The sequence below is a fragment of the Paenibacillus xylanivorans genome, assembly GCF_001280595.1.
GTDB classification, from domain to species: Bacteria; Bacillota; Bacilli; order Paenibacillales; family Paenibacillaceae; genus Paenibacillus; species Paenibacillus xylanivorans.
This window is the reverse complement of sequence record NZ_LITU01000082.1, coordinates 1-22175: the sequence shown is the minus strand read 5'-3', so window position 1 is coordinate 22175 and position 22175 is coordinate 1. Positions and strand designations below refer to the sequence as shown.

Sequence of the window (22175 nt, the reverse complement as noted above, 5' to 3'; positions counted from 1 at the left end):
TAAAAGGGGTGTCCGGGTAGTCCATCATGACATTAATCATGAAAATGACTACGGGACACCCTCTTTACAATTTTAACGAACTATACAGGCTCTATTAGCCGAAATTCTGAAAATATAGCTTTGCACCTGATTGAACTTATTCCGCCGAGAGCCTACTCACCAGCACAGACAATCTGCGCATGGCTTCTTCTACCGTTGAACGTGGGCAGGCTACATTCATGCGCATGAATCCTGTGCCTTCCGCTCCGAAGATGCTTCCATCATTGAAGGCGAGTCCCGCTTCCTTGAGCAGCATCGTACATAGTTGCGCATGCGGAATATTCAGCTTCCGGAAATCCATCCACAGCAGGTAAGTCGCTTCTGGAAGCTGGATTCCGATTTGCGGCATATGCTCCCCGACATACTCCTGCACATACTCCATATTTCCGTGGATATAGGCAAGACAGTCATCCAGCCATTCTTCAGCCCCGTTGTAGGCCGCTTCGGCTGCAACTGCTCCCAGCGTGCTGATGTTGGCAAGTCCCATCGTTTTCACGCCCTGCATGAATGAGTCCCGCAGCTTGGCATTTGGAATGATGATATTGGAAGTACAGAGACCTGGAATGTTGAACGTTTTGCTTGGTGCTGTACAGATGATACTGAGATCAGCGACAGCTTCGGAAATAAGAGCCAGCGGTGTATGGATGCCGTGTTGGTGGACGAGATCGGCATGAATCTCATCCGAAACGATGAGCACATCATATTGCACGCAGAGTGCAGCAAGGCTTTGAAGTTCTTCAAGAGTCCATACCCGTCCAACCGGGTTGTGAGGACTGCACAGAATCAGCATTTTGACCCGCCCCGTCTTGAGGCAGGATTCCAGATGCTCCAGGTCCATAGCGTAATGTCCATCGTTCTCCACCAATGGATTGGTCATCAGTTCTCTGCCCTGACCGCGTACCACTTCATAGAAGGGGGCATATACCGGAGTCTGAATCACTACCGCGTCTCCCGGTTCAGTGAAACGTTGTACAGCAATGCTGAGTGCAGGCACAATACCCGGCGTGAATACGATCCAATCATCGTTAATGCTCCAGTTGTGACGCCGTTCCATCCATCCCGATAGCGCTGCGTGATACGCATCTGTTCGCACCGTATAGCCAAAAATCCCATGTTCCATTCGAGTCTTCAGCGCCTGAATGACCGATGGTGGAGCGGCAAAATCCATATCAGCAACCCACATGGGGAGCGCATCTGTGACGCCAAAAATCTCTTCAAGCGCATCCCATTTTTCTGATCCTGTGGAGAGCCGACTAATCGACTCGTCAAATGGTTGATTATTGTTCTTGCTCATGACTTAAATCCCCCTTGATATCCGTTCCTTCGACTACAATCGACAGATTATTATCTAATAATTTTGCTGATTTCGCAACTTGTAACCAGCAGATGAATTCCATTTTGTACGGGGCTACATCAAGGACTCTATTCATGGAAGAACAATGATTTGAGTGTGCAAAGAGATACCGATGTCAGTAATTGTCCCATTTCCCAAAGTCCAAACAGTAAAAAAACCACCAGAAAAGGTCAAGATGATGACCCTTCTACTGGTGGTTTTTGTTAATCCATTATTCCTTCTCGCTCAGGCAGAAAAGAGAAGTAGGAAGAAGTTATTTTTATTTTCATATCATATCATGTGATCTTATGATGGCATTACAGATGCTCATTGAACCATCCAGCAATATGCTCCAGACGACGCACCCTTAAGTGCGGGTGACCTCCGCGGGACAACTCGTGATTGGCTCCCGGGAAACGTACGAACCGAGTGGTCTGTTTGCGCCGCTTCAAGGCAACATACAGTTGTTCGGCCTGTTCAATCGGACAACGCAGATCCTGCTCACCATGCAAAATCAGCAGTGGAGTGCTGACGTTACCGACATATGCAAGCGGGGAGTGTTTCCATAATTTCTCGGTGTCATCCCATGCATTACCGCCAATCTGGTCCTCCGTGAAAAAGAATCCAATATCACTCACCCCGTAGAACGAGAGCCAGTTCGAGATGGAACGCTGAGTGACGGCTGCCTTGAAACGGTCGGTATGTCCAACGATCCAGTTGGTCATGAAGCCACCATAGCTACCACCAGTGACGCCCAGACGGGACTCGTCGATAAACGGATATCGGGACAACGCATAATCCATGACTTCCATCAGATCACGATAATCCCCGCCGCCATAGTCACCACGGCAGGCATTCACAAATTGCTGCCCGTATCCGAGGCCACCCCGCGGATTGATGTATACTACAGCGTATCCCTGTGCTGCGAGGATCTGGAACTCATGCATAAACGTAAACCCATACATCATATGTGGACCGCCATGAATTTCAAGGATGGTTGGGACTTTGACTCCTTCCATCATGCCAGCCGGTTTCAGCATCCATCCTTGCAGTCGCAGGCCGTCAGAGGAATCGAACCAGAAGGTCTCTGGTGTGCTAAGCTGGATCTCTTCTTCCAGTTGAGGATTGCTATGTGTTAGTTGTATAGGCTTGGCCCCGACCTCATCAGGTTGAGTATATAGAAAGAGATCACCAGGACTAAGTACAGCTGCTACGGCTGCCAAGATCTGTCCATTTTCCAGCTCAGCAAACTGATAGAACTCTTTCTCATCCGGCAAGATATATTCGGCATGACTGCCGTCCCTTGCAAATCGGGCAATTCGGACACTGCCTTCTATAGTGGCAAGACAGAGAATGGATGAACCATCACGACTGAACACCGGCCCCGTATTGGTTAAGTGTGAGCGCATATCACCAACAAGGCTGTGATTCATCTGTACATCCCAATCCTTGCTCAGACATACGGGCTTGCCGCCTGAGATCGGAAGGGTATAGAGCTTGACCAGCGTAGCATTTCCATAGGAGCGGTCGCTGGCAAGCAGTGCAAGGGATTGTCCATCAGGTGCGTACGTCAGCCGACCGAAAGAGTATCCTTCCGGGGTCAACTGCTGCATGTCAGTTCCGTCAGCCTTGGCACGATACACATGGTTCGTCAGGGTGTAATCGTTATGCTCCTCGCCCTCTTCCGGCAACTGAGCAATCCAGGCAATGGACTCTCCATCCGGTGCCCAAGCATAGTCCCCAACATCATAATGGCCTGTAGTTACAGGGGTAGCCTCTCCGCCCTCGGCTGGAACACAGAAGAGATGGGTTCGTCTGCCATTCCACAGTCCGCCACTGTCTGACTTCATTCGAATACGATCCACAACAAGTTCTTGCAGCAGTTTTTTATCTGAATCTTCGGTTTCATCTTCGTTTTTCTCGCTCATGTCCACCGATGATTTAACCAGTAAAGTAAGTCCATCCGGCGACCAGAGCAGGGAACTGACTCCATGCTTCAAATGGCTGATTTGCTGTGCTTCTCCACCATCTGTGGCGATCAGCCACACTTGTGTCTTGCCTTCATGCTCTCGTAAAAAAGCAAGCTGTGAGCCATCCGGTGACCATGCAGGAGCATGATCCTTATCTCCAGATGTGAAAGGCCTGTCCTTCTGATTCTCCAGATTGAGGAGTCTCAGGTGAGAAGAATAACCGTCCCGTGCTTCATTTGTTTTCCGACTTACATATATCAGCTGTCCGCCCTGAGGAGACGGAGTTGGATCATTAACCCATGTAATCTGAAAAAGATCTTCCGATGTTATGCCGCGCAGACTATTCATTGGTTTGTCCTCCCACCACGATTCAGAATGTTTTAATTTCCTAACCTTTCCATTTATATTAACGGAAAGCATGAGGCAGGACAATACGATTCTGAACGAACGTATTCCTATTTCTTAACAATATCACCTGCGCCGAAAAGGAATTATTGGAAGCATGACGAATCCTAATGTTGAATAGTCATGAAATGGACGAAATGTGTCTGAAAATGATGTTTTATGTTAGTTCATTCTGTTTAATGAACAATGCAATTTAAGTACATTTGGTAATTCAGCTCATTTAATGAGCTGACCCCCGTTTATATAGAACATTCATGTCTCAGTCACCATGAAGGAGGAGCATCACTTTGTCCACATCCTATAATCAACAGCACGTGGAATACCCGAGCCGGAAACGTATGGCATGGCTAACAGTGGGGGCGGCACTTTTTGTAGCGGCCGGATTTTTTTTGATGTTTGATGATTCTTCAGCCAAGGGATCTGCCATTTCTTCCGTTATAGGCTTGTTCTCCATTTTGTTTTTTGGGCTTTGTCTCTGCTACAGCCTAGTGAAGATGATTAAGAAGGAACCTTCCTTTGTTGTCGATGAGCATGGGTTTGTGGATTCATCTTCTTACACGTCGGGAGGGCTAATTGCCTGGAAAGATGTTGAGAATATTTTTATGTATGAATTCATGGGACAGAAGATGATTGGGGTTAAATTGTGGGACGAGAAAACCTTTCTGGATCGCCAGAATGGGATGAAACGCAAATTAATGACGGCAAACAGCAGCATGGTCGATGCTACGGTAAGCATTGCCCAGAACAGCCTCACGATACTACTGGATCAGTTGTATATCATGATGGTGGAGCGTTGGAAGCAATCGAATGAAAGGGCGAATGAGGGCGATAGCTTTGATCCGCTTAATAATGATTAGATAGGGAAGAAGAGTATTCTCAGATTGGAGGAGTACAGATGAAACGAGGAAATCAGGCTCGCACGATCCAGCTACCCGATGGGACAACACTGCCTGCAATTGGACAGGGAACTTGGTACATGGGTGAGAAGCAATCCAGTCGTAGAGAAGAAGTTCAGGCCCTGCGTTATGGGATTGAATGCGGGATGACAGTGATTGATACGGCCGAGATGTATGCAGAAGGCGGGGCAGAAGAGGTTACTGGTGAGGCGATAATGGACTGTCGGGATGATGTGTTTCTGGTATCCAAGGTGTATCCTCATCATGCGGATCGCAAGCAAATGATCACCGCTTGTGAGCGCAGCCTGTCACGTCTGGGTACAGATCGCTTGGATCTGTACTTGCTGCACTGGCGTGGAGGTGTACCGTTGGAAGAGACGGTCGAAGCCATGGAACAGCTGAAACAATCAGGCAAAATTCTGCGCTGGGGTGTCTCGAATCTGGACAAAGAGGACATGCAGGAGCTATGGAACATTCCAGATGGTCAGCATTGTGCAGTGAATCAGGTGCTGTATCATGCAGCTTCTCGTGGCATTGAATATGAGCTTCTTCCCTGGTTGAGGGAATGCCGTATTCCTGTGATGGCATATTGTCCGCTCGCCCAAGGTGGCAGACTTCGTAAAGAATTGCTGGAGCATTCAGTCATCCGCGAGATTGCTAAGGATCGAGGAGTCAGTCCCTCGCAAATTGCGTTGTCCTGGGTTATTAGGGAAGGAGACATACTGGCAATCCCCAAAGCTGTACAGCTGGCACATGTTGCAGAAAATGCTACGGCAATGGACATTATTTTGACACAGGATGAAGTCGTTCGGTTGAATGAGGCATTCCCTGCACCTAAGGGCAAAGTGCCTTTGGATATTGTATAGATGACTTCTGATTAGGTTGGACACCTCATATCATGATCATAGTCAGAAGAATCAAGAGCAGATCTCAGGATCTGTTCTTTTTTTGTGTGTAGAAGGCAATTTAAATAAATGGGCTTTACAACACCAAATCACTAGTGTACTATGTAACTAACACACAGATACAGAGAGGAGCGAGAATATTGTGAGCATCGAATTTGACAACAACTTGCCCATCTACCTGCAGATCATGCAGTACATCAAAAGACAGATCGTAACAGGCACTCTTAAGGCAGGCGATAAAATTCCTTCGGTTCGTGAATTGGCGGCCGAATTACAGATCAATCCCAATACGGTACAACGGACATTCCAGGAATTGGAGCGTGAAGAAGTGGTCGAAACCAAACGGGGTCTGGGCCGATATGTGACAAGTGAGGAGTCGAAAATTATGACGATCAAAAAAGAGATGGCAGGCGAATTGCTGGAGCGTTTTCTAACAGGAATGCAGGAGCTGGGCATTGATGAACAGGATATCGTAACCATCGTGGCAGATGCTGTTGCAGTTGGAAAGCAGTCACTGGGTCGCGATGGAAGAGGAGGAACATTGAATGAGTAATATTCTTGAGCTGAACAATTTAAACAAAACGTATGGCAGCAAGAAGGCCCTTCATGACATCACATTGGATATCGCACCAGGCCGAATTGTAGGTTTGCTGGGCAGCAACGGAAGTGGCAAAAGTACCCTGATGAAGCTGGTTGCAGGTTTGCTGCACCCCAGCAGCGGAGACATTCGCGTAACCGGAAAACCGGTTGGATTGGAAACCAAGTCGCTGGTATCCTTTATGCCGGACTGGCCATTGACCGAGAATTGGATGAAGGTCCGGGATGCAATTGCGTACTACCGTGATTTCTATGCTGATTTTAATGAAGTTAAAGCCAGAGAGATGCTTGAATTTATGAAGCTTGAAGAGGGAGTACGGGTACGGCATTTGTCGAAAGGCATGAATGAACGACTACAACTAACACTGGCTCTTTCCCGTAAGGCTCGCCTCTATTTGCTGGATGAACCGATTGGCGGGGTAGACCCGGTTGCCCGGGGCAAAATTCTGGACGCCATTGTAAAGTTCTACGATGAAGACAGCAGTCTGATCATTTCTACGCATCTTGTAACGGATATCGAACGAATTTTTGATGAAGTAATCTTCATTCGTGAAGGTGAAATGGTGATGCGGGAAGAGGTTGAGACCCTGCGTCTCAAGTACGGAAAAAGTGTGGATGAAATGTTCAAGGAGGTCTATGCAGAATGATGACGTTGCTGAAGTACGACTTTAGAAGGAATTGGAACACGCTGCTTGCCGGGCTGGCAGTATTGATTATCGTGCAAATTGGGCTGGCAATGTTCATGTCAGATATAACAGGCAGCGTTATAGGTGTTATGGCATATGTCGGTGTAGGCGTGTCTATTTATGTGAAGATGATTAAGACGTACTGGTCCAATATCCGTTCGTATAATCGCCGTCTCGTTCCCGTAACAGGACTGTCTCACGTTTTGTCTCCTTTAATATTCGGAACGCTTTGCGGGCTGGGAGTGATGGTTGTAGCTACCATTCATTACTTCATCTTCAGTGCAACGCACACAGATATGAACTTAGCCAGTGGCATTAATATGTCGGGCATTCATGTTTCGGAGATGATTTCCTTGCTGCTGTTTGTCTGGTGGGCAGTATTGTTCATAACCGTCATCATCTTTCTCTCCATATCCATTGGAGGCAGCTTCCGCTTTAAAACAGGGCCCTGGATTAGTATCATTGCATTCTTCGTATTAACCAATCTCATTAGCTGGTTGGAGAATATTATCTTCTCAGGTCGTTTTAACCCGAATGAATTATTTCAGGTCACGGAAAAAAGTACAGGGATCTCCATTACGTCCAATCGGATCTTGTGGTCACAGGGAACATGGTGGAGTGTTATATTCGAAATCATCGTGGCTATGATTTTGGTTGCAGCTGCCGTATACCTGAATAATAAAAAAGTGGAAGTGTAAGTAAAAGTTCTGTCAGCTGCAGGTTGAGCTGACAGATTTTTTTATTTTGAAGCATTTCCCAGTTCTTATACGTAAATAGGGATATATGTCTTTTGCAATAAGGGAGAAGATTTATTTCTTATGAGGGAGGAATTCCATGGAACTCTATTTCAGAGATAATTTCTTTAATGCAGGGTACACCGAGATTATGAACCATGAACAGGAACAGGCGGGTCATCTCGATTTGAAAAGTGCCTTTGGCTCATCTCTTGATGTATTCGATAACTCGGGACTCATTTGCAGTGGTAAATTCCGCATGTTAAGTAACCGTTGGGATGTGACCTCAGCCGATGGAAGGGAATGGGGTGTTTTACGGGCGAGGATTAGCTTCTTCAGTAAAAAGTATGAGTACGATGCCGGACCGCGTGGTGTGTATGATGTCTCCGCTCCGGCGTTTTCACAGGAATATGATATTACCGGGATGGGTGGCAGAACGGTGGCCAGCTTCAGGCGTACAAGTGGCTGGTTCGGTTCAGGTGCGTTTGTGTTAGACAACCAATCAGAACATCTGGATACGTATGAATTGATTGCCGTTGTGATGGGCGTGCATACGATTAACAAAAGAAGGAATTCAGCTGCCAGTAGCGGCACGTAGAAGTAGACGAGTGGAGTGGGATAGTGCTAGGAACTCGAATAGAGCCTGCTCAATTCGTTAAACGTTCGTATCGCAAATCATCAAAAGGGCTACCCTGTCATCTTCATGACTATGGGGAGCCCCTTTGTGTATTGTGGGAATTTATCAGCAACTTATCGGCCCATCAGTTGACTTGCACGTTAGGCAGAGTCACTGCCGTCTGCCTTGATGAAAGGCTCCTCCACATGCTGGCTCCGCACTCCTCCATAAGTCCGTTCAGGTTGTGTTTCAGGCCCGGATTCATCATAGCGTGCCAACACTTTGGCGGCTGTCTCAGACATTCGTGCTCGAAGTGCAGCATTGTCTGCGATCCGTACCCGTTTGCCCAGAAAACGCATTTTGGACAGCACATAATCCATCTCATTCCGAGGAATCGTCAGCTCAATTCGATAGGTTTGTTGTTCTTCTTCATATTCAACCTGCTTCTCGAAGCAGGAGAAGGCGTACAGAATCCGCGACAACTCCTGGTTGAATTCAGGCAGTACTTCAATGGTCACGGTTGTCTTCCGATTCTCCGTCAAATTAGCGATTTTGGTAGCGTATTGAGAGGCAATCTCTGGTTCAACATTCTGAGCCTCCACCGCAATAATGCTGTGCAGCTTGGTCGACATCAGCTTGCCGAAGCGTGGAGCATACCAGAGCACGTACCATTCTTTTTTGACCATGGAATATTCCAGCTTGTAGGGAAATCCAAACTGATCCTGGCTGATTCGTCCATTGCGGACACGCCCTGTCAAACGAAACCCCTGATGATGCAGAATCATCTGCCGTAATGGTTTGAGCAGTGGATGAAAGACACTGTTTTCTTCACTTTTTGCCTTTTCCGTCAGGTAATCCTGAAGGTCCAAATCCTGCTCAGCATCCAGCATGTCATGCATCTTGTGCAACGTGTCGGGGTTCAGCGCTTCCGGTGCAGCAGGGTGATTCAGCATCATGCGCAGCCAGGCTCGTTCCTGTGAGGTCCAGGTGAATAGTCCGGTTTCATTCAATCTCGTCATCATCTGATAGTTGAACATCTTCTCGAACAGATTCATAATATTGCGCAATCTCCTTCCATTCCTTAATCATCTCCTGACGCAGCCTCTGTGGAGCGATTACCTCGCAGCTTGAGCCAAAACTCCGAAGCCACGGCTTAATCTCGGTGGTACCGTTGACCTGAATTTCATACAGAAAGGTATGTTCCGTTTCGGGTGTAATCGTCCCCCATTGACCTTGCAAACGTACCCGATCCAGAATGAAGTTACGCTGACCATCCCGTGGATGGAAGAATCGGGCTTGAACCGTCACTGTGTTTCCCGTATCCACCAGCCAGCTGTAGCGGCTGATCTCGGCCCACTGTTGCTTCAATTCGAGCATATATTCTTCTTCAATCGAATCCTGCTCCTCGAGCTGTGTAATGCCTTCCATCCGAAATTTCACAAAGCCACGGCGCCCCTGATATCCAATGACATACCAGCGGCCATACTGATGATCATAGACCACTTCAAGGGGTACGATCCGGTTGGATCGTCCGCCTGCTTCCCGTTCAAAGCGTGGATTCGTATTCTGCGAGCTGTAGCTGGACGGTTTTTTGGGTGAATAATACAGAAACTGCACATGTTTTCGTTGTCGAATTGCACTAAGCAGGGTGTACAGATGCGCTTCGTCCAGAATGCGGGAATAATAATGGTACTTGTATATAAAGGGTTCGGTGGCTTCTTCCTGCGGATAGCTTGCAGCAATGGCTTTTTTGAGACTGTCGCGTAATAAATACCCCTGTACGGAAGGAACCTGGGTGTTCGCCATAATATCCACAAAATCATACAGCTCCAGCTGTTCTTCCACGGTTAACCCCGTAAGTACGTCCTGCTGCAAAAGGTAACGATAAGGTCTGCCGCCGGGTTCCTTACGGATCACCCCGACTTCTTCCAGATACTTCAGATCTGAACGAATCGTCTTTTCGTCAGGCAACGCCAGTTCCTCCGGAAGTTCAGCGCAGCAGGCGTCTAGTAATTCCATAGCGGTCAAAGCCTGATCTTGTAAGGTATGCAAAAGGACGGATAGACGCTGAACTTCAGTCTCTTTCATTGACTTGGCACGGAATAGGAAGAGTAGCATCGGCTCAGCGGATTCCCCATACTGGAAGCGTACGAGCTCCGCCATTTCTTTATTTTGTTCCGAACCGGTGCGTTGGTCGGCGACGGTCTGCATGATTTCTTTTAACCTGCGTTGGGTTTTATCAAAAGTATGTACGGATATGCCGAGCCGCTCGGCGTATTGTTTACGGTTGTACGCGCCGCTTGTCAGGGACAACATACGCAGAAATTGAATTTCTTTGTCAAAGCTCTCTTTAGCCATGAGCATTCACTCCTTGTTATCCCTTCATTGTATCAGGATGAGTGGCTGGTTTCATTTTAAACTTATGGAGGTTGAATCAATTTCATAATACCTTTAGCTGCTTCAATTGTTACAAAGCGATAATTTAATAAGTTATGAAATGGATTCGTCGCCATACTTTCGCCATGTTCGCGTGTAAATGCGTGAGGCATAATAAGGTTGTGAAGCGGGGCAGCAACATGCTCTGCGGATCAAGGTTCCGAGGCGCCAGGGAGGGTTACTTCGACTGTTAATCGACCAGGTCGTTGGTTCGAATCCAATCGCCGCCGTCCATGGCGGTGTAGCTCAGCGGTAGAGCGGGTATTATACCTTCCCACCTTTTTCCTCGGAACATTTTATTATGGAAGATGAATGAATAGACTCACACCGGGAGGTCATGAGTGATGAGCAGAGCAAAACAATTATTCAATCAACCTCAGCCAACCACACGCAATCATGAAGGCTATGGAGCCTATGAGCGATTGGTGGAGGAACAATATATACAGTTGTTGTTGACCAATACATTGAACAATACGTTTTATGCAGATACACAGCAGCTAATGGACGATGCGATGGTGAGTCATCAGGAGATGGCTGAGGTCGATGCGGGTTTTATGGCGCGGGCGCTGGTCTATGCGCGTAATGAAGGCATGATGCGGTTACAGCCCTTATTCGGGTTGACACTGTTGTCTAAGGTGGACCCGGATCAGTTTGCAAAAGTATTCTCTCAAGTGGTACAGACACCAGCTGACTTGGCCGATTTTCTGACCATTCTAAGAGGACTAGGCCGGGGGCAGGGTGGTCGTGCAGTGAAACGGCAAGTGAGCCTTTTTTTGAATGGAGTCAGCGAATACTGGGCCATCAAATACAACGGACGTGGGCGTGGGTACAGTTTGGGCGATATGATCGCTACAGCACATCCCAAGCCGAGAGATATGAAACAGCAAGCCTTGTTCCGTTATTTACGGGGGCTTGAAGTAGATCTTACGGACCTGCCGCAGTTGCAGGCGCTGGAGAAGCTGAAAGCTACCCCGAACCCGGCAAGTCAGATGCATCTGATCGAAAAAGGCAAACTGCCGTATTCGGTGGTCACATCGATCATGCAGCCAACACGTACGGTATGGGAGGCATTGATGTTACAAATGCCGACCTTTGCGTTGTTGCGTCATCTGAATGCAATGGATCGGGCGGGAGTTTTTGAAAAATCAAAAAATATGGATTACGTCACACGTCGTCTAACGGATGCGGAAGCCCTGCGTAAGTCGCGCATTTTACCTTTCCGATTCGCCAGTGCGTATGAAATGACTGCAAGGGAAGAGCTGCGGGAGGCTTTGCGGCAGGCCGTGGAGCTATCGATTGGAAATCTGCCAGCGTTGCCTGGAAGAACGGCCATTTTCCTGGATCGCTCCGGCTCTATGCAAGGGGATTATCTGCGAATCGGTTCGGTGCTGGCACTGGCGCTTTATAAACAAACCCGAGGCAACTCGCTGTTCTGGTTATTCGACCATATGGTTGAAGATGCTCGTCCGAAGATGAATGAAAGCATTCTTCCCCAGGCTCATCGTATTCGGGCACAAGGTGGAACCGACACGGGGCGGCCTGTGCGTGAGCTTCGGGATATTGGAGGAAAAGTGGATCAGATCATTATGATCACCGATGAACAGCAGAATGAAGGCAGTCCGTTATATGCCGAGCTTGAACGTTATCGCCGGCTGATGAATCCGGAGTTGAAGGCGTTTATCGTGGATATTGCACCTTATCAGCAGGCAATGGTACCACCACGTGATGGTAAAACCTTTTATATCTATGGCTGGAGTGAAACGGTATTGACGTATATTGCCGAGACTGTGGCGGGATATGATACACTCGCTAACCGGGTGCGGGCGATGCAAATTTAAATTGGGAAGTGTGGAGGGCAATGGAGATGACTCATGTTCATGAAGAAATGAGAGATACGATTAGACAGCAGCTGAAGCAGATTGAACAGGAGGAGAACGTACGGATCATCTATGCCTGTGAATCGGGCAGCCGGGCGTGGGGTTTCCCTTCACAGGACAGCGATTACGATGTTCGTTTCTTGTATGTGAGACCGCTGGAATGGTACTTGTCCATTGAGGATAAAAGGGATGTCATCGAACGCCCGATCAGTGATCAGCTTGATATCAATGGTTGGGATTTGCGCAAAGCCCTGAAGCTGTTTCGCAAGTCGAATCCACCGCTGCTGGAGTGGTTGCAATCCCCGATTCAGTATGACGAACCGTACAGCGTGGCAGAGCATATTCGTGCATTATCGCCTTTGACCTTCTCACCAAAGTCCTGTATGTACCATTATTTGAATATGGCGAAGGGAAACTTCCGGGATTATTTGCAGGGTGAGCAGGTGAAGATCAAAAAGTACTTCTATGTGCTGCGCCCACTGCTCGCTTGTGGCTGGATCGAAAGTTATGATGCGATGCCGCCGATGGCAATCGAAGAGCTGGTGCAAGAGATCGTTCCACAGAGCGCGTCGCTCTATACGGAAATCCATGAACTGTTACGCCGGAAAAAGGCAGGCGAGGAACTTGATCTGGAACCGCAGTTGCCGGCAATACATGCTTTTTTGGCGGAGAAGATCGCGCATTTTGAACAAATGGCCGCTCAGATGGAGAATGAGCAGGTTATTCAATATGAAGAATTGGACCGGATCTTCCGTTTTGCACTGCAAGAGGTGTGGGAGGTAAAGGTATAAGAAGAAGGAGGAGATCTGATGCATCTGATATTGAAAGTAAGAGGAGCAGGGGCAGGAGCTGTATCGCGCTTGCTGGCGAAGAATCCACATAACGTATATGACAGGACGGAAAAGGATGCGCGTGTACGAATTGTTTATATCACTGACACAGAGAGCGAAACCGAAGTGTTGATTCATGCCGAGCCTGATCCTGTTGATCTGGTAAGAGGTACTCCGAACGGTTACGACATTACACAATATATTAACGACCGTGAATTTGTAACGAGCAGTTTGTTCTGCTCCTACATACGCTCTGCGCTGGGGACGGCGTTGAATGGTAAACCGAAGGAAGACTATTTGCAATGGGTGGAGCACTCGTTCGATATGGAGCTGTCATTTGGACCCGTGGCATCGGACCTCCCTGATCGGGTTGTGGAGGAACTATTCTCGTCACTAGGCTACACGGTTACCCTTGAGCGGGATGAGCTGTCTTATACATTTGATCTGAAAAAGAAAAGTACTGTCCGCCGTATCAGACTGAGCGGACAGGTTACAGTACAAAATGCACTGCGTCAGTTATTTCTGTTAATTCCAGTGCTGGACAACTACAAGCATTATTTCATCAGTGAAGATGAGATTGATAAGATCAAACGTTATGGCGAAGGTTGGCTGGAAACCCATCCGCTGAAAGAGCTTATTGTCCGACGCACACTGCGATTTTCTGAATTAATTCGGAAGTATGAGCTTCAGGAAGGGGCTTTGCCCGTTTCGGTTGAGCAGGTAGGTGGAGTGAATCAGATTTCGGATAAGGGTATCAATGAGAGTGATAAGGGGATTCAAAATGCCTCCGCAGGTGAGCTTGAGCGATCTGAGTCACCAGTAAGGTTAAATGAACTGCGTTATCGTGCAATAACGGAATTAGTTGCAGCTCTTCCAGCCAAGCGACGTATTGTCGATATGGGAGCCGGGGAAGGTAAACTTTCTGCCCGCTTGGCCTATATTTCGGGAGTGGAAACCATTCTGGCCGTTGAGCCATCAGGTCAGTCAAGGCTTCGGGCCATGGAGCGCTTTGCGAAGCTGGAAGATCGCAGTGGAGTTGTTGCTATGCCGGAGCCTGTGATCGGTTCGTTGTTTTATTTTGATGAACAGATGCAAAACCAGGATGTCATGATCCTGTGCGAAGTAATAGAACATATCGAAGCGTATCGCTTGAACGGGATCATGGATACCATTATGAGTGATTATCGACCCGATGTGCTGCTGGTTACAACTCCGAACAAGGAGTACAACGAAGTGTATGCGATGGAGCAGGAGAGCTTTCGTCACCATGATCATCGTTTCGAGTGGACTCGGGCGGAATTGGTTGAACGATGTGAGAAATGGGCACATAAAGGGAATTATGCTTTTGAAATAAGGGGTATTGGTGAGTACGCAGAGGGATACGGACAACCTACACAACTGGTCATTTTTGAACGGAGAAAGGAGAATCAACTATGAAGAACAACAGAGAGCCTAAAGAAATAGAAGATACAGTCAGGCGCCAGGTAGATGGTGCGAATGATTTGGATCAAGTACAGCGTGAAATTCGCTTGCCGCATGCAGGCATCGTCGTTCTGGTAGGGCCTTCGAACAGTGGCAAAAGCACGTTGTTGGATCGTCTCGTTGTAGAAGGTATCATCCGTAGAACCGAAGCGGTATCATCTGACCAATTCCGAATGCTAATTGGAGATGACGAGTATGTGGATTGGAAACATCGGCCTCGCAGCGAAGCAGATGTAATCTATGCCGAGTACCAGCAGGTATCGGCCAAGGCGTTTGAAGCAATGGAAGCCATGCTCGCGACCCGTTGCCGTCTGAACAAGCTGACATGGGTTGATGCCACGCATCTGTATTCGGAAGATCGTCAGCGGTTGATTCAACTGGCCAGAAAAGCTCATGTGCCCGTGATTGCTGTGGTGTTGGATATCCCTGAAAAAGAACTGCTCGAACGTGATGCTCAGCGAGAATATCCGCGCGGACGTCAGCGGGTGAAACAACAGGTGCAGCAGTTCAAACGCACTCTACGCTCCATTCGTGAAGATGGCTTCGACGCTAATTATGTGCTGAAGCATCCGGAAGACATCTCGTTTGTTCGTACATCCAACCCACTTTTAATCGACATGGATACAGGTATCGACATTATTGGAGACATTCACGGCTGTTACGATGAAATGATGGAATTAATTCTCCGACTCGGATATGTAGATGAGGATGGAAGTGGGCTGTACCGTCATCCAGAAGGAAGAAAGCTAGTCTCGGTTGGTGACGTAACTAGCCGGGGACCTGAATCGCTAAAGTGTCTGCTGTTCTGGCAGCGGCATTGTGAATCCGGACTTGCCTACATGATCGACAGCAATCATGGGTGGAAAATAGGACGCTATCTGGACGGTCGTGACGTTACATTGAGCCATGGCGATGAACGTGTGGAGGCCGAGCTTATTCAGTTGGAGCAGGAGCAAGGCCAGGAGACGGCACAGCAAGTGCGCGTGGAACTAAGGGCGTTTCTGCTTGAGGCACCATCTCATCTGATTTTTTTCCGAAATGACGTGCGGCAGGTGGTTGTAGCACATGCCGGGATTCGGGATCACTTTATCGGAAAACAGTCCAAACGCATTCAGGATTATTGCCGCTACGGCGATGTGGAGGGAACGGATGAACACGGAAGACCGATTCGCAAGGATTGGTACGTAGATCACGCTTCCGGTGAATGCATTGTCTGGGGACACGATCCGCATCCATATCCAACGATAGTGAATGATACGGTCAATATTGACCAAGGCGTTGTCTTTGGGGGTATGCTCACGGCGTGGCGGATGCCGGAACGCGAGGCAATTAGTGTTCCAGCGAAGCAGGATTACGCTGAAGATCCGGACAGTCCGCTCAAACGATGGGAGCGGCGGAGATTTGCTCCACCTAACTTGCGCAAGTTCAAGGAAGGATTCACAGTGCAAACCGGATCCCGGATGGATGTATCCATTCATTCTGAGGTGGCAAAAACGGCGATCGATACCTTTTCTCATTTTACCGTACCGTTGGAGGAACTGGTTTATATCCCGCCCACGATGAGTCCACCACCAACAACTTCTTCGATAGAAGGATATTTGGAACATCCACAGGATGCGTTCCAGTACTACCGGTCTCAGGGCGTTACCCGGATGGTAGCGGAGAAAAAACATATGGGAAGCCGTGCCATTGTGCTCCTGTTCCGGGACGAACAGGTAGCTGAGAAGCGAATAGGAAGACCAGCGCTGGGGAACATTGTGACCCGGACGGGCCGTTCCTTTTTTGACCGGACAACTGAGAAGGATGTGTTATTAAGATTACACACGGATTTGATCGCAGCGGGCTATTTTGACCGTCACCAGACGGAGTTCGTATTACTCGATGCAGAGATCGTACCCTGGAATCTGAAAGCGCGGGAGCTAATCTCCTCGCAGTATGCACATGTAGCTGAGGCTTCGTTGATGGATCGGGAGTTGGTGCTTGGAAAGCTGCGTGATGCTGAAGCAGCCGGCCGAAATGTGGAGGAGTGGTTGCAGGACACAGAACGTAAGCTCGCCAATGCTAGAACATTCCGCGATGTATTTCAGAAATATTGCTGGGATGTAGAGGATATCGGAGATATTCGTATTGCACCGTTTCATACCTTGGCACATAGCACTGGGGCGTTTTGGGATCAGACGCATGAGTGGCATATGGAGCAAAATCGTGAGTTCGCCCGGATGTCCACGATGATGATGGAAACGGAATACCGTGTAATCACCAGTAGGGCAGATGAAGAGGAAGTCATTCGTTGGTGGGATGAGATCACGGCTGAAGGACATGAGGGCATTGTCATCAAGCCGGAAACATTCCGTGCCTGGAACGCCAACAAAATGATCCAACCTGCGATTAAAGTACGAGGTCGTGCGTATTTGCACATCATTTATGGTATGGATTACCTCGCACCGGAAAATTTGTCCCGGCTCAGCAAACGCAAAACGTCCAAAAAAGAGCGCCACGCTCTGATGGAGAGTGCCTTGGGCATGGAGGGAATTGAGCGTTTTGTACGCATGGAGCCTGTGGAAAGAATTCATGAATGCGTGCTGGCGACATTGGCTCTGGAGTCTGAACCGGTGGACCCACGTTTGTAACTGAAATAGTGAAACATGAGACTTCTGATTCCTTTGGATGCAAGGTAATTGGGCAGGTTTGGTACATCCAAGCCTGCTTTTGTTTATTTTTCGTCAAAATATTTCAATTAAGATAATTAAAATAAGGAGTTTTAACGTCAATATAAATAACTAAAGCCCTATATCCTTCCATTCTATTCTGGGTAATAATTAATAGTAAGCAAGTGGTCATCATAATCTCACAACGTAACGATAGGGGGTAACCTGTATGGCGTCAATCATTCTGCTGGTGAAACAGACGGAAGACGATGAAAAGGTTATTTATCGATTCGGACCGAATGAGCGGAAGATGGGACTCATTGAAATGAATAAGGTCAAGGAAAGTGTGAAGGAACTGGAGCCTGTTCAGGTGGAGGGTGTGAGTCCGAGTTTTTACTTCAATAAGGCCGCGCAGCGACTGGTGCGGTGTTTGTTCAGAGAAGGTGGCAAGTTCCCTGAGCGGACGACATGTGAATCTTAGTTTTCTTAGGGCTGGTCAGTTAAACAATAGACTTGATTAGATGGAATATTCATTAACAAAGAAAGTTCAAGCGCATCCAAATAAGGCTGCGTTCGAACTTTTTTTGGTTATGCTGGCTTCTCCTCAGACAAAATAAAGTCCACAGCTCCATAAGGGAGAGTGGACTAGTTTTTTTGCGTATAAGGTCAGAACGTCTTCGCAAATGAAATCAGAGCAGTAATCGTAATGATGTTAAGCAGCGTCGAGATCAGAACTGTCTGGGCGGCAAAGTCTGGCTCGTTATCATATTCCTCCGCCAGAATGGACGCATTGACTCCGGTAGGCATACCAGATGCAATAATGAGCGCCTGAGCGGCGATGCCTTGCAAACCGAGCAGCAGCACGATGGAGATCCCAATAGCTGGACCAATCAGCAAACGCAGAAATGTGCTAATATACACATCAAGACGATACAGGCGGATCGGATATTTTACAATTTGCGCTCCGAGCGTTAACAGAGCTACAGCCACCATACTTTGCTGCGCATAGGTCAGCGGCATGGACAGGAAGGTTGGCAGTGGGATTTTTCCCATATGAAACAAAATGCCGAGCAACAACGCATAAGGAACGGGCATTTTTAGAAATCCGATGATCACCGCACGGTAATTGCCTTTGAGCTTCGCACCCTGAATGGACAACACACCATAGGTAAAGGTCAGCAATGCCTGTAAAGACATGACCAATGCCTGGATGGAAGAGGCCAGTGGATCGCCACGGAACACCAGGGAGTTGATGGGCAGACCATAATTGCCTGCGTTGTCCAGCATGATACTGTTGTTGAAGGCGGCCTTCATGCCTTTATTCATCCGAAGCGAACGTGCGAACACAGACCCCACAATATAGAGAATAACTACATATAAAGCGTAAAAAAGCGTAACGGTTCCGAGCAACTCGCCCGACATATCGGAGTGATACATGCTCATAAAGACGGCTGCGGGGGTAATACAATAGAAATTGATTTTGGCGAGGGTGTACAAGTCTAACTTGAACACCTTTTGCATCCAGGACCCGACGGCAATCAGGAGAAAGACGGGCAGGACGACTTCAAGCATGATGTCTGCAATCATCAGTTCAGCTTCCTTTTTCATGAAAATTTCAGTCCGATTCGAAAATACTTCAACCATTATATCATTTTATACACAGATGAAAGATGTAAATGACTAAAAAAGATAAGGGGGCTTTTCTTTATGATTCCAGATCATCTGGATTATGGTTTATCGATCTTATTTATCGGTTTTAATCCCAGCATCACGTCTGGAGAGACGGGTCATCATTATGCTTACAAAGGAAATCGTTTCTGGCGCATTCTTGAACGCTCCGGATTGACCCCTCGTTTATATGATGCAAAAGAGGATGGGGAGTTGCTGAAGCTGGGATATGGGTTTACGAATATTGTGGCCCGGCCGACAAGAGGAATGGACGATATTACGAAGGAAGAATATGCAGAGGGACGGAAGATTTTACGGCAAAAGCTGAAGGAATACCGACCGGACATCGCCTGTTTTGTTGGGAAAGGGGTATACACCCAGTACAGTCAGCGTGCCAAAGCGGAATGGGGATTTCAGGACAACCCGGTCGTCAAGGAAATTCATGAGTTTGTAGCCCCGTCATCCAGTGGATTGGTCCGCATGTCGATGGACGAGATTGTAGCGATCTATTCACAGCTTAGTGATTTTGTATCGGAGAAAAGCAGGGAAGATTGAGAGATAAGAGGTACTCGGCTGCGACGGAATGAGTGATTCAGGATGCCAGAAAATTCACCCTGGAGCCTGTAGAGAGTGTGTAGTAACAATAACAATATATTGGTATGCAGAGTTCACCCATACGGCTTGGCCGGAAAGGGCGAATTCTTTTTTTTGGATAAAGTGAGAGGTTTCAGGAAGTGCTTCCGTCTATATAGTACAGAACCATGCATGGAAGCTGTAGAGAAGGGGGATTACATGACTCAACACATACCAGAGGAGGAGCTCATTCAGCGTATTGTCGCGGGGGACAAACAGCTTTTTGCTGTGCTCGTGGATCGATATAAAAATAAAGTATTCGGCATTTTACGCGGAATGGGTGCGAGTCATCAGGATGCACAGGATCTCGCTCAGGATACGTTTCTCCGGATTTACCGCTATCTTCCGACACGAAGGGAAGGAAGCAGTTTCTCGTCCTGGGTGTACACCATTGTTGTTAATCGGATGCGGGATTTTATGCGTCAACAGAAACCTGTGATGACCGCTGTTCATACAGGTTTGGAACAAACCAATGGTGAAACACCAGAGAAACATGTACTGCATAAGGAGATGCAGCGTGAAATCTATCGGCAGATGGAGCAACTGCCTGAATCGTATCGGCTTGTGCTGCTGCTTAAATATACGAATGGGTTGAGCTACGAAGAGATTGCAGATATTACGGAGATGAGTACCGCACAAGTACGTAATGCGCTTTACCGGGGGAAGAAAACGCTGAAGAAACAAATGGAGCGCAAAGGAGGTTTATCAACGTATGAAGCCTATTCCAAATGATGAGGATCGATTGTGGGAACAGCATTTGTTCCGTGAGGAACCGGATGCGGACTTTACGCTTGAGGTGATGCGGAAACTGGAGGGGGTGTCCATGGAAAGCGCAGAGCACGGGAATCCAATTACGAAAAAAGCCTCCAAATCTCATTGGATGCGCCGTACAGGAATCGCAGCGGCGGCAGTTGTGATCCTTGCGGGAGGGGCTTGGTTTGCTTTTGATCACACAGCAAAATCGACGCAACCCACGGTAAATGCCGTAAATCAGCGGCTTCCCGACATACCTGTACCAGAAGAAATAAGATCTGGTTATCTGACGGACGATTACAAACGTTTGAAACCACTTGATCTTGTCATTAACCCGAAAATACAAATTGTAGATCAGGGGTATACGCTCAAGATTAGCGATGTCCTAGTGGATCGTTCACAAATTATTATTATAACAGAACAAAGCAACCCTGAAGGCAGCTTGATACCGATTGTTTATCCGGAGGCGGAAAGAATTCATGTTACAGATGAAAAAGGGAACAGTGTTGCTTCCATGGCGGTAGATACGAGGCTTAGCAGTGGGAAGTATCAAAGATTCGTATTCCAACTTAATGATGATATTCCAGATCAAATATTTGTACGGGGAGAATTAAGTTATTTAAAAATCCCTGATCATTATAATATTGATACTGGAAAAATTACAGCAAGTAATACAACGGTGGATTGGAGCTTCCAATTCAACATCGATATGACCAAAGCCAAATTAATGGCTGTTGAGGCTCCCATGAACAACACCTACACCACTCCAGAGGGCTTAAAACTGGATATGACACAGCTTGTACGTACACCAAACGGGACCCGGCTCGACATGAATGTGAGTCTGGATGATCAACTGCGTGCCAAAGTCGGCGAAGATTGGGCGGAAGATATGGACATCATGTATCATATCGAAATCCCGGAAACGAATGAGTATCGAATTTTTAACGAGAGTAGGCCCAATGCCCGTCAAGCCAAATTTAGGCTCCGAGATATGAGCAGACTGAGTGAGAATAATGATGGTGAGATGAAGCTTTCTGAGACATGGGACCCTGCTTATGTTACGGTGGATGCGAAGAAGATTCGCTTTGTCCTGGATGGCTACACTATCCCGGTGTGGGAGGAGAAGTCCGTGGAAGTGGATCTGGAAAAGATGCGTAAGGATGCTGAAATTTACACCTACGTACTGCAATTTAAACAATATGGAGATGAAATTTTATTTTCTGACTTCAATTACAAACCGGTGTGGGAATCTTATGACAAAAACTACTCACTAGTCCTGGAGGGAAGAGGGAAGTTCCGAAATGCTGTTAATGGCGATCGCTGGGTGGCCGTAGATTCGGAAGGAAAAGAGTATCCTGTTCAAGTAATCGGTTTTCCAGACCAGCCTAATAATGACGGAGAATACGTTGCAGACAATCTGAAATTGGTTATCCGTGGTTTTTACAAAGAAGATGGAACGAAATTAACCTTAAAACGAACCGTAGTTAATCGAGAGTATCGTGATGCGAAATGGGAAGTAGATCTTCCGTCGTACACAAGCCTGCCTTGGCAGAAATAACAGTTATGAAGGTTATTCTCTGCCAAGAACGGAACGGAGCTTGGTATGAATAACTAGATAGAGATGAAAGGCCTCGCATAATTAAAGTGTACCCTTTGTGAAGGACATT

Annotated in this window: 19 protein-coding genes; 14 read left to right on the top strand and 5 right to left on the bottom strand. The window is 47.5% G+C overall.

What is annotated here, in order from left to right:
* Window positions 1–136: 136 nt before the first annotated feature.
* Together AMS66_RS28315 and AMS66_RS28310 are read right to left on the bottom strand one after the other, a co-directional pair.
* A complete protein-coding gene (locus tag AMS66_RS28315; protein WP_053783960.1) occupies window positions 137–1333 on the bottom strand; it encodes a MalY/PatB family protein in 1197 nt (398 codons plus the stop codon).
* Between the two features lie 356 nt (window positions 1334–1689).
* Window positions 1690–3690: an alpha/beta hydrolase family protein gene (locus AMS66_RS28310; RefSeq protein ID WP_053783959.1), complete on the bottom strand. Its 2001-nt coding sequence runs from the start codon at window positions 3688–3690 to the stop codon at window positions 1690–1692.
* A gap of 344 nt (window positions 3691–4034) precedes the next feature.
* Between AMS66_RS28310 and AMS66_RS28305 the strand changes: the two genes are divergently transcribed.
* From AMS66_RS28305 to AMS66_RS28280, 6 genes are all read left to right on the top strand, one after another.
* The gene (locus tag AMS66_RS28305) at window positions 4035–4604 is read left to right on the top strand and encodes an STM3941 family protein (RefSeq protein WP_053783958.1); all 570 of its coding nucleotides are present in this window, start codon (window positions 4035–4037) and stop codon (window positions 4602–4604) included.
* A 38-nt stretch (window positions 4605–4642) separates the two neighbouring features.
* Window positions 4643–5509, top strand: coding sequence for an aldo/keto reductase (locus tag AMS66_RS28300; protein WP_053783957.1), 867 nt, complete (start codon window positions 4643–4645; stop codon window positions 5507–5509).
* Window positions 5510–5690: 181 nt separating this feature from the next.
* The gene (locus AMS66_RS28295) at window positions 5691–6101 is read left to right on the top strand and encodes a GntR family transcriptional regulator (protein ID WP_053783956.1); all 411 of its coding nucleotides are present in this window, start codon (window positions 5691–5693) and stop codon (window positions 6099–6101) included.
* The gene (locus AMS66_RS28290) at window positions 6094–6792 is read left to right on the top strand and encodes an ABC transporter ATP-binding protein (RefSeq protein ID WP_053783955.1); all 699 of its coding nucleotides are present in this window, start codon (window positions 6094–6096) and stop codon (window positions 6790–6792) included. The genes AMS66_RS28295 and AMS66_RS28290 overlap by 8 nt, the downstream gene beginning before the upstream one ends.
* Complete coding sequence (locus tag AMS66_RS28285) at window positions 6789–7529, top strand: hypothetical protein (protein ID WP_053783954.1); 741 nt, start codon at window positions 6789–6791, stop codon at window positions 7527–7529. The genes AMS66_RS28290 and AMS66_RS28285 overlap by 4 nt, the downstream gene beginning before the upstream one ends.
* Before the next feature lie 136 nt (window positions 7530–7665).
* Window positions 7666–8163 carry an LURP-one-related/scramblase family protein gene (locus AMS66_RS28280; RefSeq protein WP_053783953.1) on the top strand — a complete coding sequence of 166 codons (498 nt, stop codon included), beginning with the start codon at window positions 7666–7668 and terminating at the stop codon, window positions 8161–8163.
* A 179-nt stretch (window positions 8164–8342) separates the two neighbouring features.
* On the opposite strand, the gene AMS66_RS28275 is transcribed toward AMS66_RS28280, so the two are convergent.
* On the bottom strand, window positions 8343–9236 hold the full coding sequence (locus AMS66_RS28275) for a WYL domain-containing protein (protein ID WP_082350928.1): 894 nt from the start codon (window positions 9234–9236) through the stop codon (window positions 8343–8345).
* Entirely contained in the window at window positions 9184–10539 is a 1356-nt protein-coding gene (locus AMS66_RS28270) for a helix-turn-helix transcriptional regulator (protein ID WP_053783952.1), read from the bottom strand. Before AMS66_RS28270 ends, AMS66_RS28275 begins: the two co-directional genes overlap by 53 nt.
* A 422-nt stretch (window positions 10540–10961) precedes the next feature.
* Between AMS66_RS28270 and AMS66_RS28265 the strand changes: the two genes are divergently transcribed.
* The 5 genes from AMS66_RS28265 (at window position 10962) to AMS66_RS28245 (ending at window position 17935) form a co-directional block, all read left to right on the top strand.
* Window positions 10962–12455: a TROVE domain-containing protein gene (locus AMS66_RS28265; protein ID WP_053783951.1), complete on the top strand. Its 1494-nt coding sequence runs from the start codon at window positions 10962–10964 to the stop codon at window positions 12453–12455.
* 26 nt (window positions 12456–12481) lie between these two features.
* Window positions 12482–13285: a nucleotidyltransferase domain-containing protein gene (locus AMS66_RS28260; protein WP_053783950.1), complete on the top strand. Its 804-nt coding sequence runs from the start codon at window positions 12482–12484 to the stop codon at window positions 13283–13285.
* Window positions 13286–13303: 18 nt separating this feature from the next.
* Complete coding sequence (locus AMS66_RS28255) at window positions 13304–14761, top strand: methyltransferase domain-containing protein (RefSeq protein ID WP_053783949.1); 1458 nt, start codon at window positions 13304–13306, stop codon at window positions 14759–14761.
* A complete protein-coding gene (locus AMS66_RS28250; protein WP_082350927.1) occupies window positions 14758–17436 on the top strand; it encodes a polynucleotide kinase-phosphatase in 2679 nt (892 codons plus the stop codon). Before AMS66_RS28255 ends, AMS66_RS28250 begins: the two co-directional genes overlap by 4 nt.
* A gap of 247 nt (window positions 17437–17683) precedes the next feature.
* Window positions 17684–17935, top strand: coding sequence for an RNA-binding protein (locus AMS66_RS28245; protein ID WP_053783948.1), 252 nt, complete (start codon window positions 17684–17686; stop codon window positions 17933–17935).
* Window positions 17936–18120: 185 nt separating this feature from the next.
* Here AMS66_RS28245 and AMS66_RS28240 read toward each other — a convergent pair whose 3' ends face one another.
* Window positions 18121–19041: an AEC family transporter gene (locus AMS66_RS28240; protein WP_053783947.1), complete on the bottom strand. Its 921-nt coding sequence runs from the start codon at window positions 19039–19041 to the stop codon at window positions 18121–18123.
* A 120-nt stretch (window positions 19042–19161) separates the two neighbouring features.
* Here AMS66_RS28240 and AMS66_RS28235 point away from each other — a divergent pair, with 120 nt between their 5' ends.
* From AMS66_RS28235 to AMS66_RS28225, 3 genes are all read left to right on the top strand, one after another.
* Window positions 19162–19677, top strand: coding sequence for a mismatch-specific DNA-glycosylase (locus AMS66_RS28235; RefSeq protein WP_053783946.1), 516 nt, complete (start codon window positions 19162–19164; stop codon window positions 19675–19677).
* A 237-nt stretch (window positions 19678–19914) separates the two neighbouring features.
* Window positions 19915–20487: an RNA polymerase sigma factor gene (locus tag AMS66_RS28230; protein WP_053784162.1), complete on the top strand. Its 573-nt coding sequence runs from the start codon at window positions 19915–19917 to the stop codon at window positions 20485–20487.
* Window positions 20468–22066 carry a DUF4179 domain-containing protein gene (locus AMS66_RS28225; RefSeq protein WP_053783945.1) on the top strand — a complete coding sequence of 533 codons (1599 nt, stop codon included), beginning with the start codon at window positions 20468–20470 and terminating at the stop codon, window positions 22064–22066. The genes AMS66_RS28230 and AMS66_RS28225 overlap by 20 nt, the downstream gene beginning before the upstream one ends.
* Window positions 22067–22175: the final 109 nt, after the last annotated feature.

Bases quoted from the DNA above. Each gene is read 5' to 3' on its own strand.
- AMS66_RS28315 (WP_053783960.1), bottom strand. From the start codon at position 1,333: ATGAGCAAGAACAATAATCAACCATTTGACGAGTCGATTAGTCGGCTC.
- AMS66_RS28310 (WP_053783959.1), bottom strand. From the start codon at position 3,690: ATGAATAGTCTGCGCGGCATAACATCGGAAGATCTTTTTCAGATTACA.
- AMS66_RS28300 (WP_053783957.1), top strand. From the start codon at position 4,643: ATGAAACGAGGAAATCAGGCTCGCACGATCCAGCTACCCGATGGGACA.
- AMS66_RS28290 (WP_053783955.1), top strand. From the start codon at position 6,094: ATGAGTAATATTCTTGAGCTGAACAATTTAAACAAAACGTATGGCAGC.
- AMS66_RS28285 (WP_053783954.1), top strand. From the start codon at position 6,789: ATGATGACGTTGCTGAAGTACGACTTTAGAAGGAATTGGAACACGCTG.
- AMS66_RS28280 (WP_053783953.1), top strand. From the start codon at position 7,666: ATGGAACTCTATTTCAGAGATAATTTCTTTAATGCAGGGTACACCGAG.
- AMS66_RS28275 (WP_082350928.1), bottom strand. From the start codon at position 9,236: ATGAATCTGTTCGAGAAGATGTTCAACTATCAGATGATGACGAGATTG.
- AMS66_RS28270 (WP_053783952.1), bottom strand. From the start codon at position 10,539: ATGGCTAAAGAGAGCTTTGACAAAGAAATTCAATTTCTGCGTATGTTG.
- AMS66_RS28265 (WP_053783951.1), top strand. From the start codon at position 10,962: ATGAGCAGAGCAAAACAATTATTCAATCAACCTCAGCCAACCACACGC.
- AMS66_RS28260 (WP_053783950.1), top strand. From the start codon at position 12,482: ATGACTCATGTTCATGAAGAAATGAGAGATACGATTAGACAGCAGCTG.
- AMS66_RS28255 (WP_053783949.1), top strand. From the start codon at position 13,304: ATGCATCTGATATTGAAAGTAAGAGGAGCAGGGGCAGGAGCTGTATCG.
- AMS66_RS28250 (WP_082350927.1), top strand. From the start codon at position 14,758: ATGAAGAACAACAGAGAGCCTAAAGAAATAGAAGATACAGTCAGGCGC.
- AMS66_RS28245 (WP_053783948.1), top strand. From the start codon at position 17,684: ATGGCGTCAATCATTCTGCTGGTGAAACAGACGGAAGACGATGAAAAG.
- AMS66_RS28240 (WP_053783947.1), bottom strand. From the start codon at position 19,041: ATGATTGCAGACATCATGCTTGAAGTCGTCCTGCCCGTCTTTCTCCTG.
- AMS66_RS28235 (WP_053783946.1), top strand. From the start codon at position 19,162: ATGATTCCAGATCATCTGGATTATGGTTTATCGATCTTATTTATCGGT.
- AMS66_RS28230 (WP_053784162.1), top strand. From the start codon at position 19,915: ATGACTCAACACATACCAGAGGAGGAGCTCATTCAGCGTATTGTCGCG.
- AMS66_RS28225 (WP_053783945.1), top strand. From the start codon at position 20,468: ATGAAGCCTATTCCAAATGATGAGGATCGATTGTGGGAACAGCATTTG.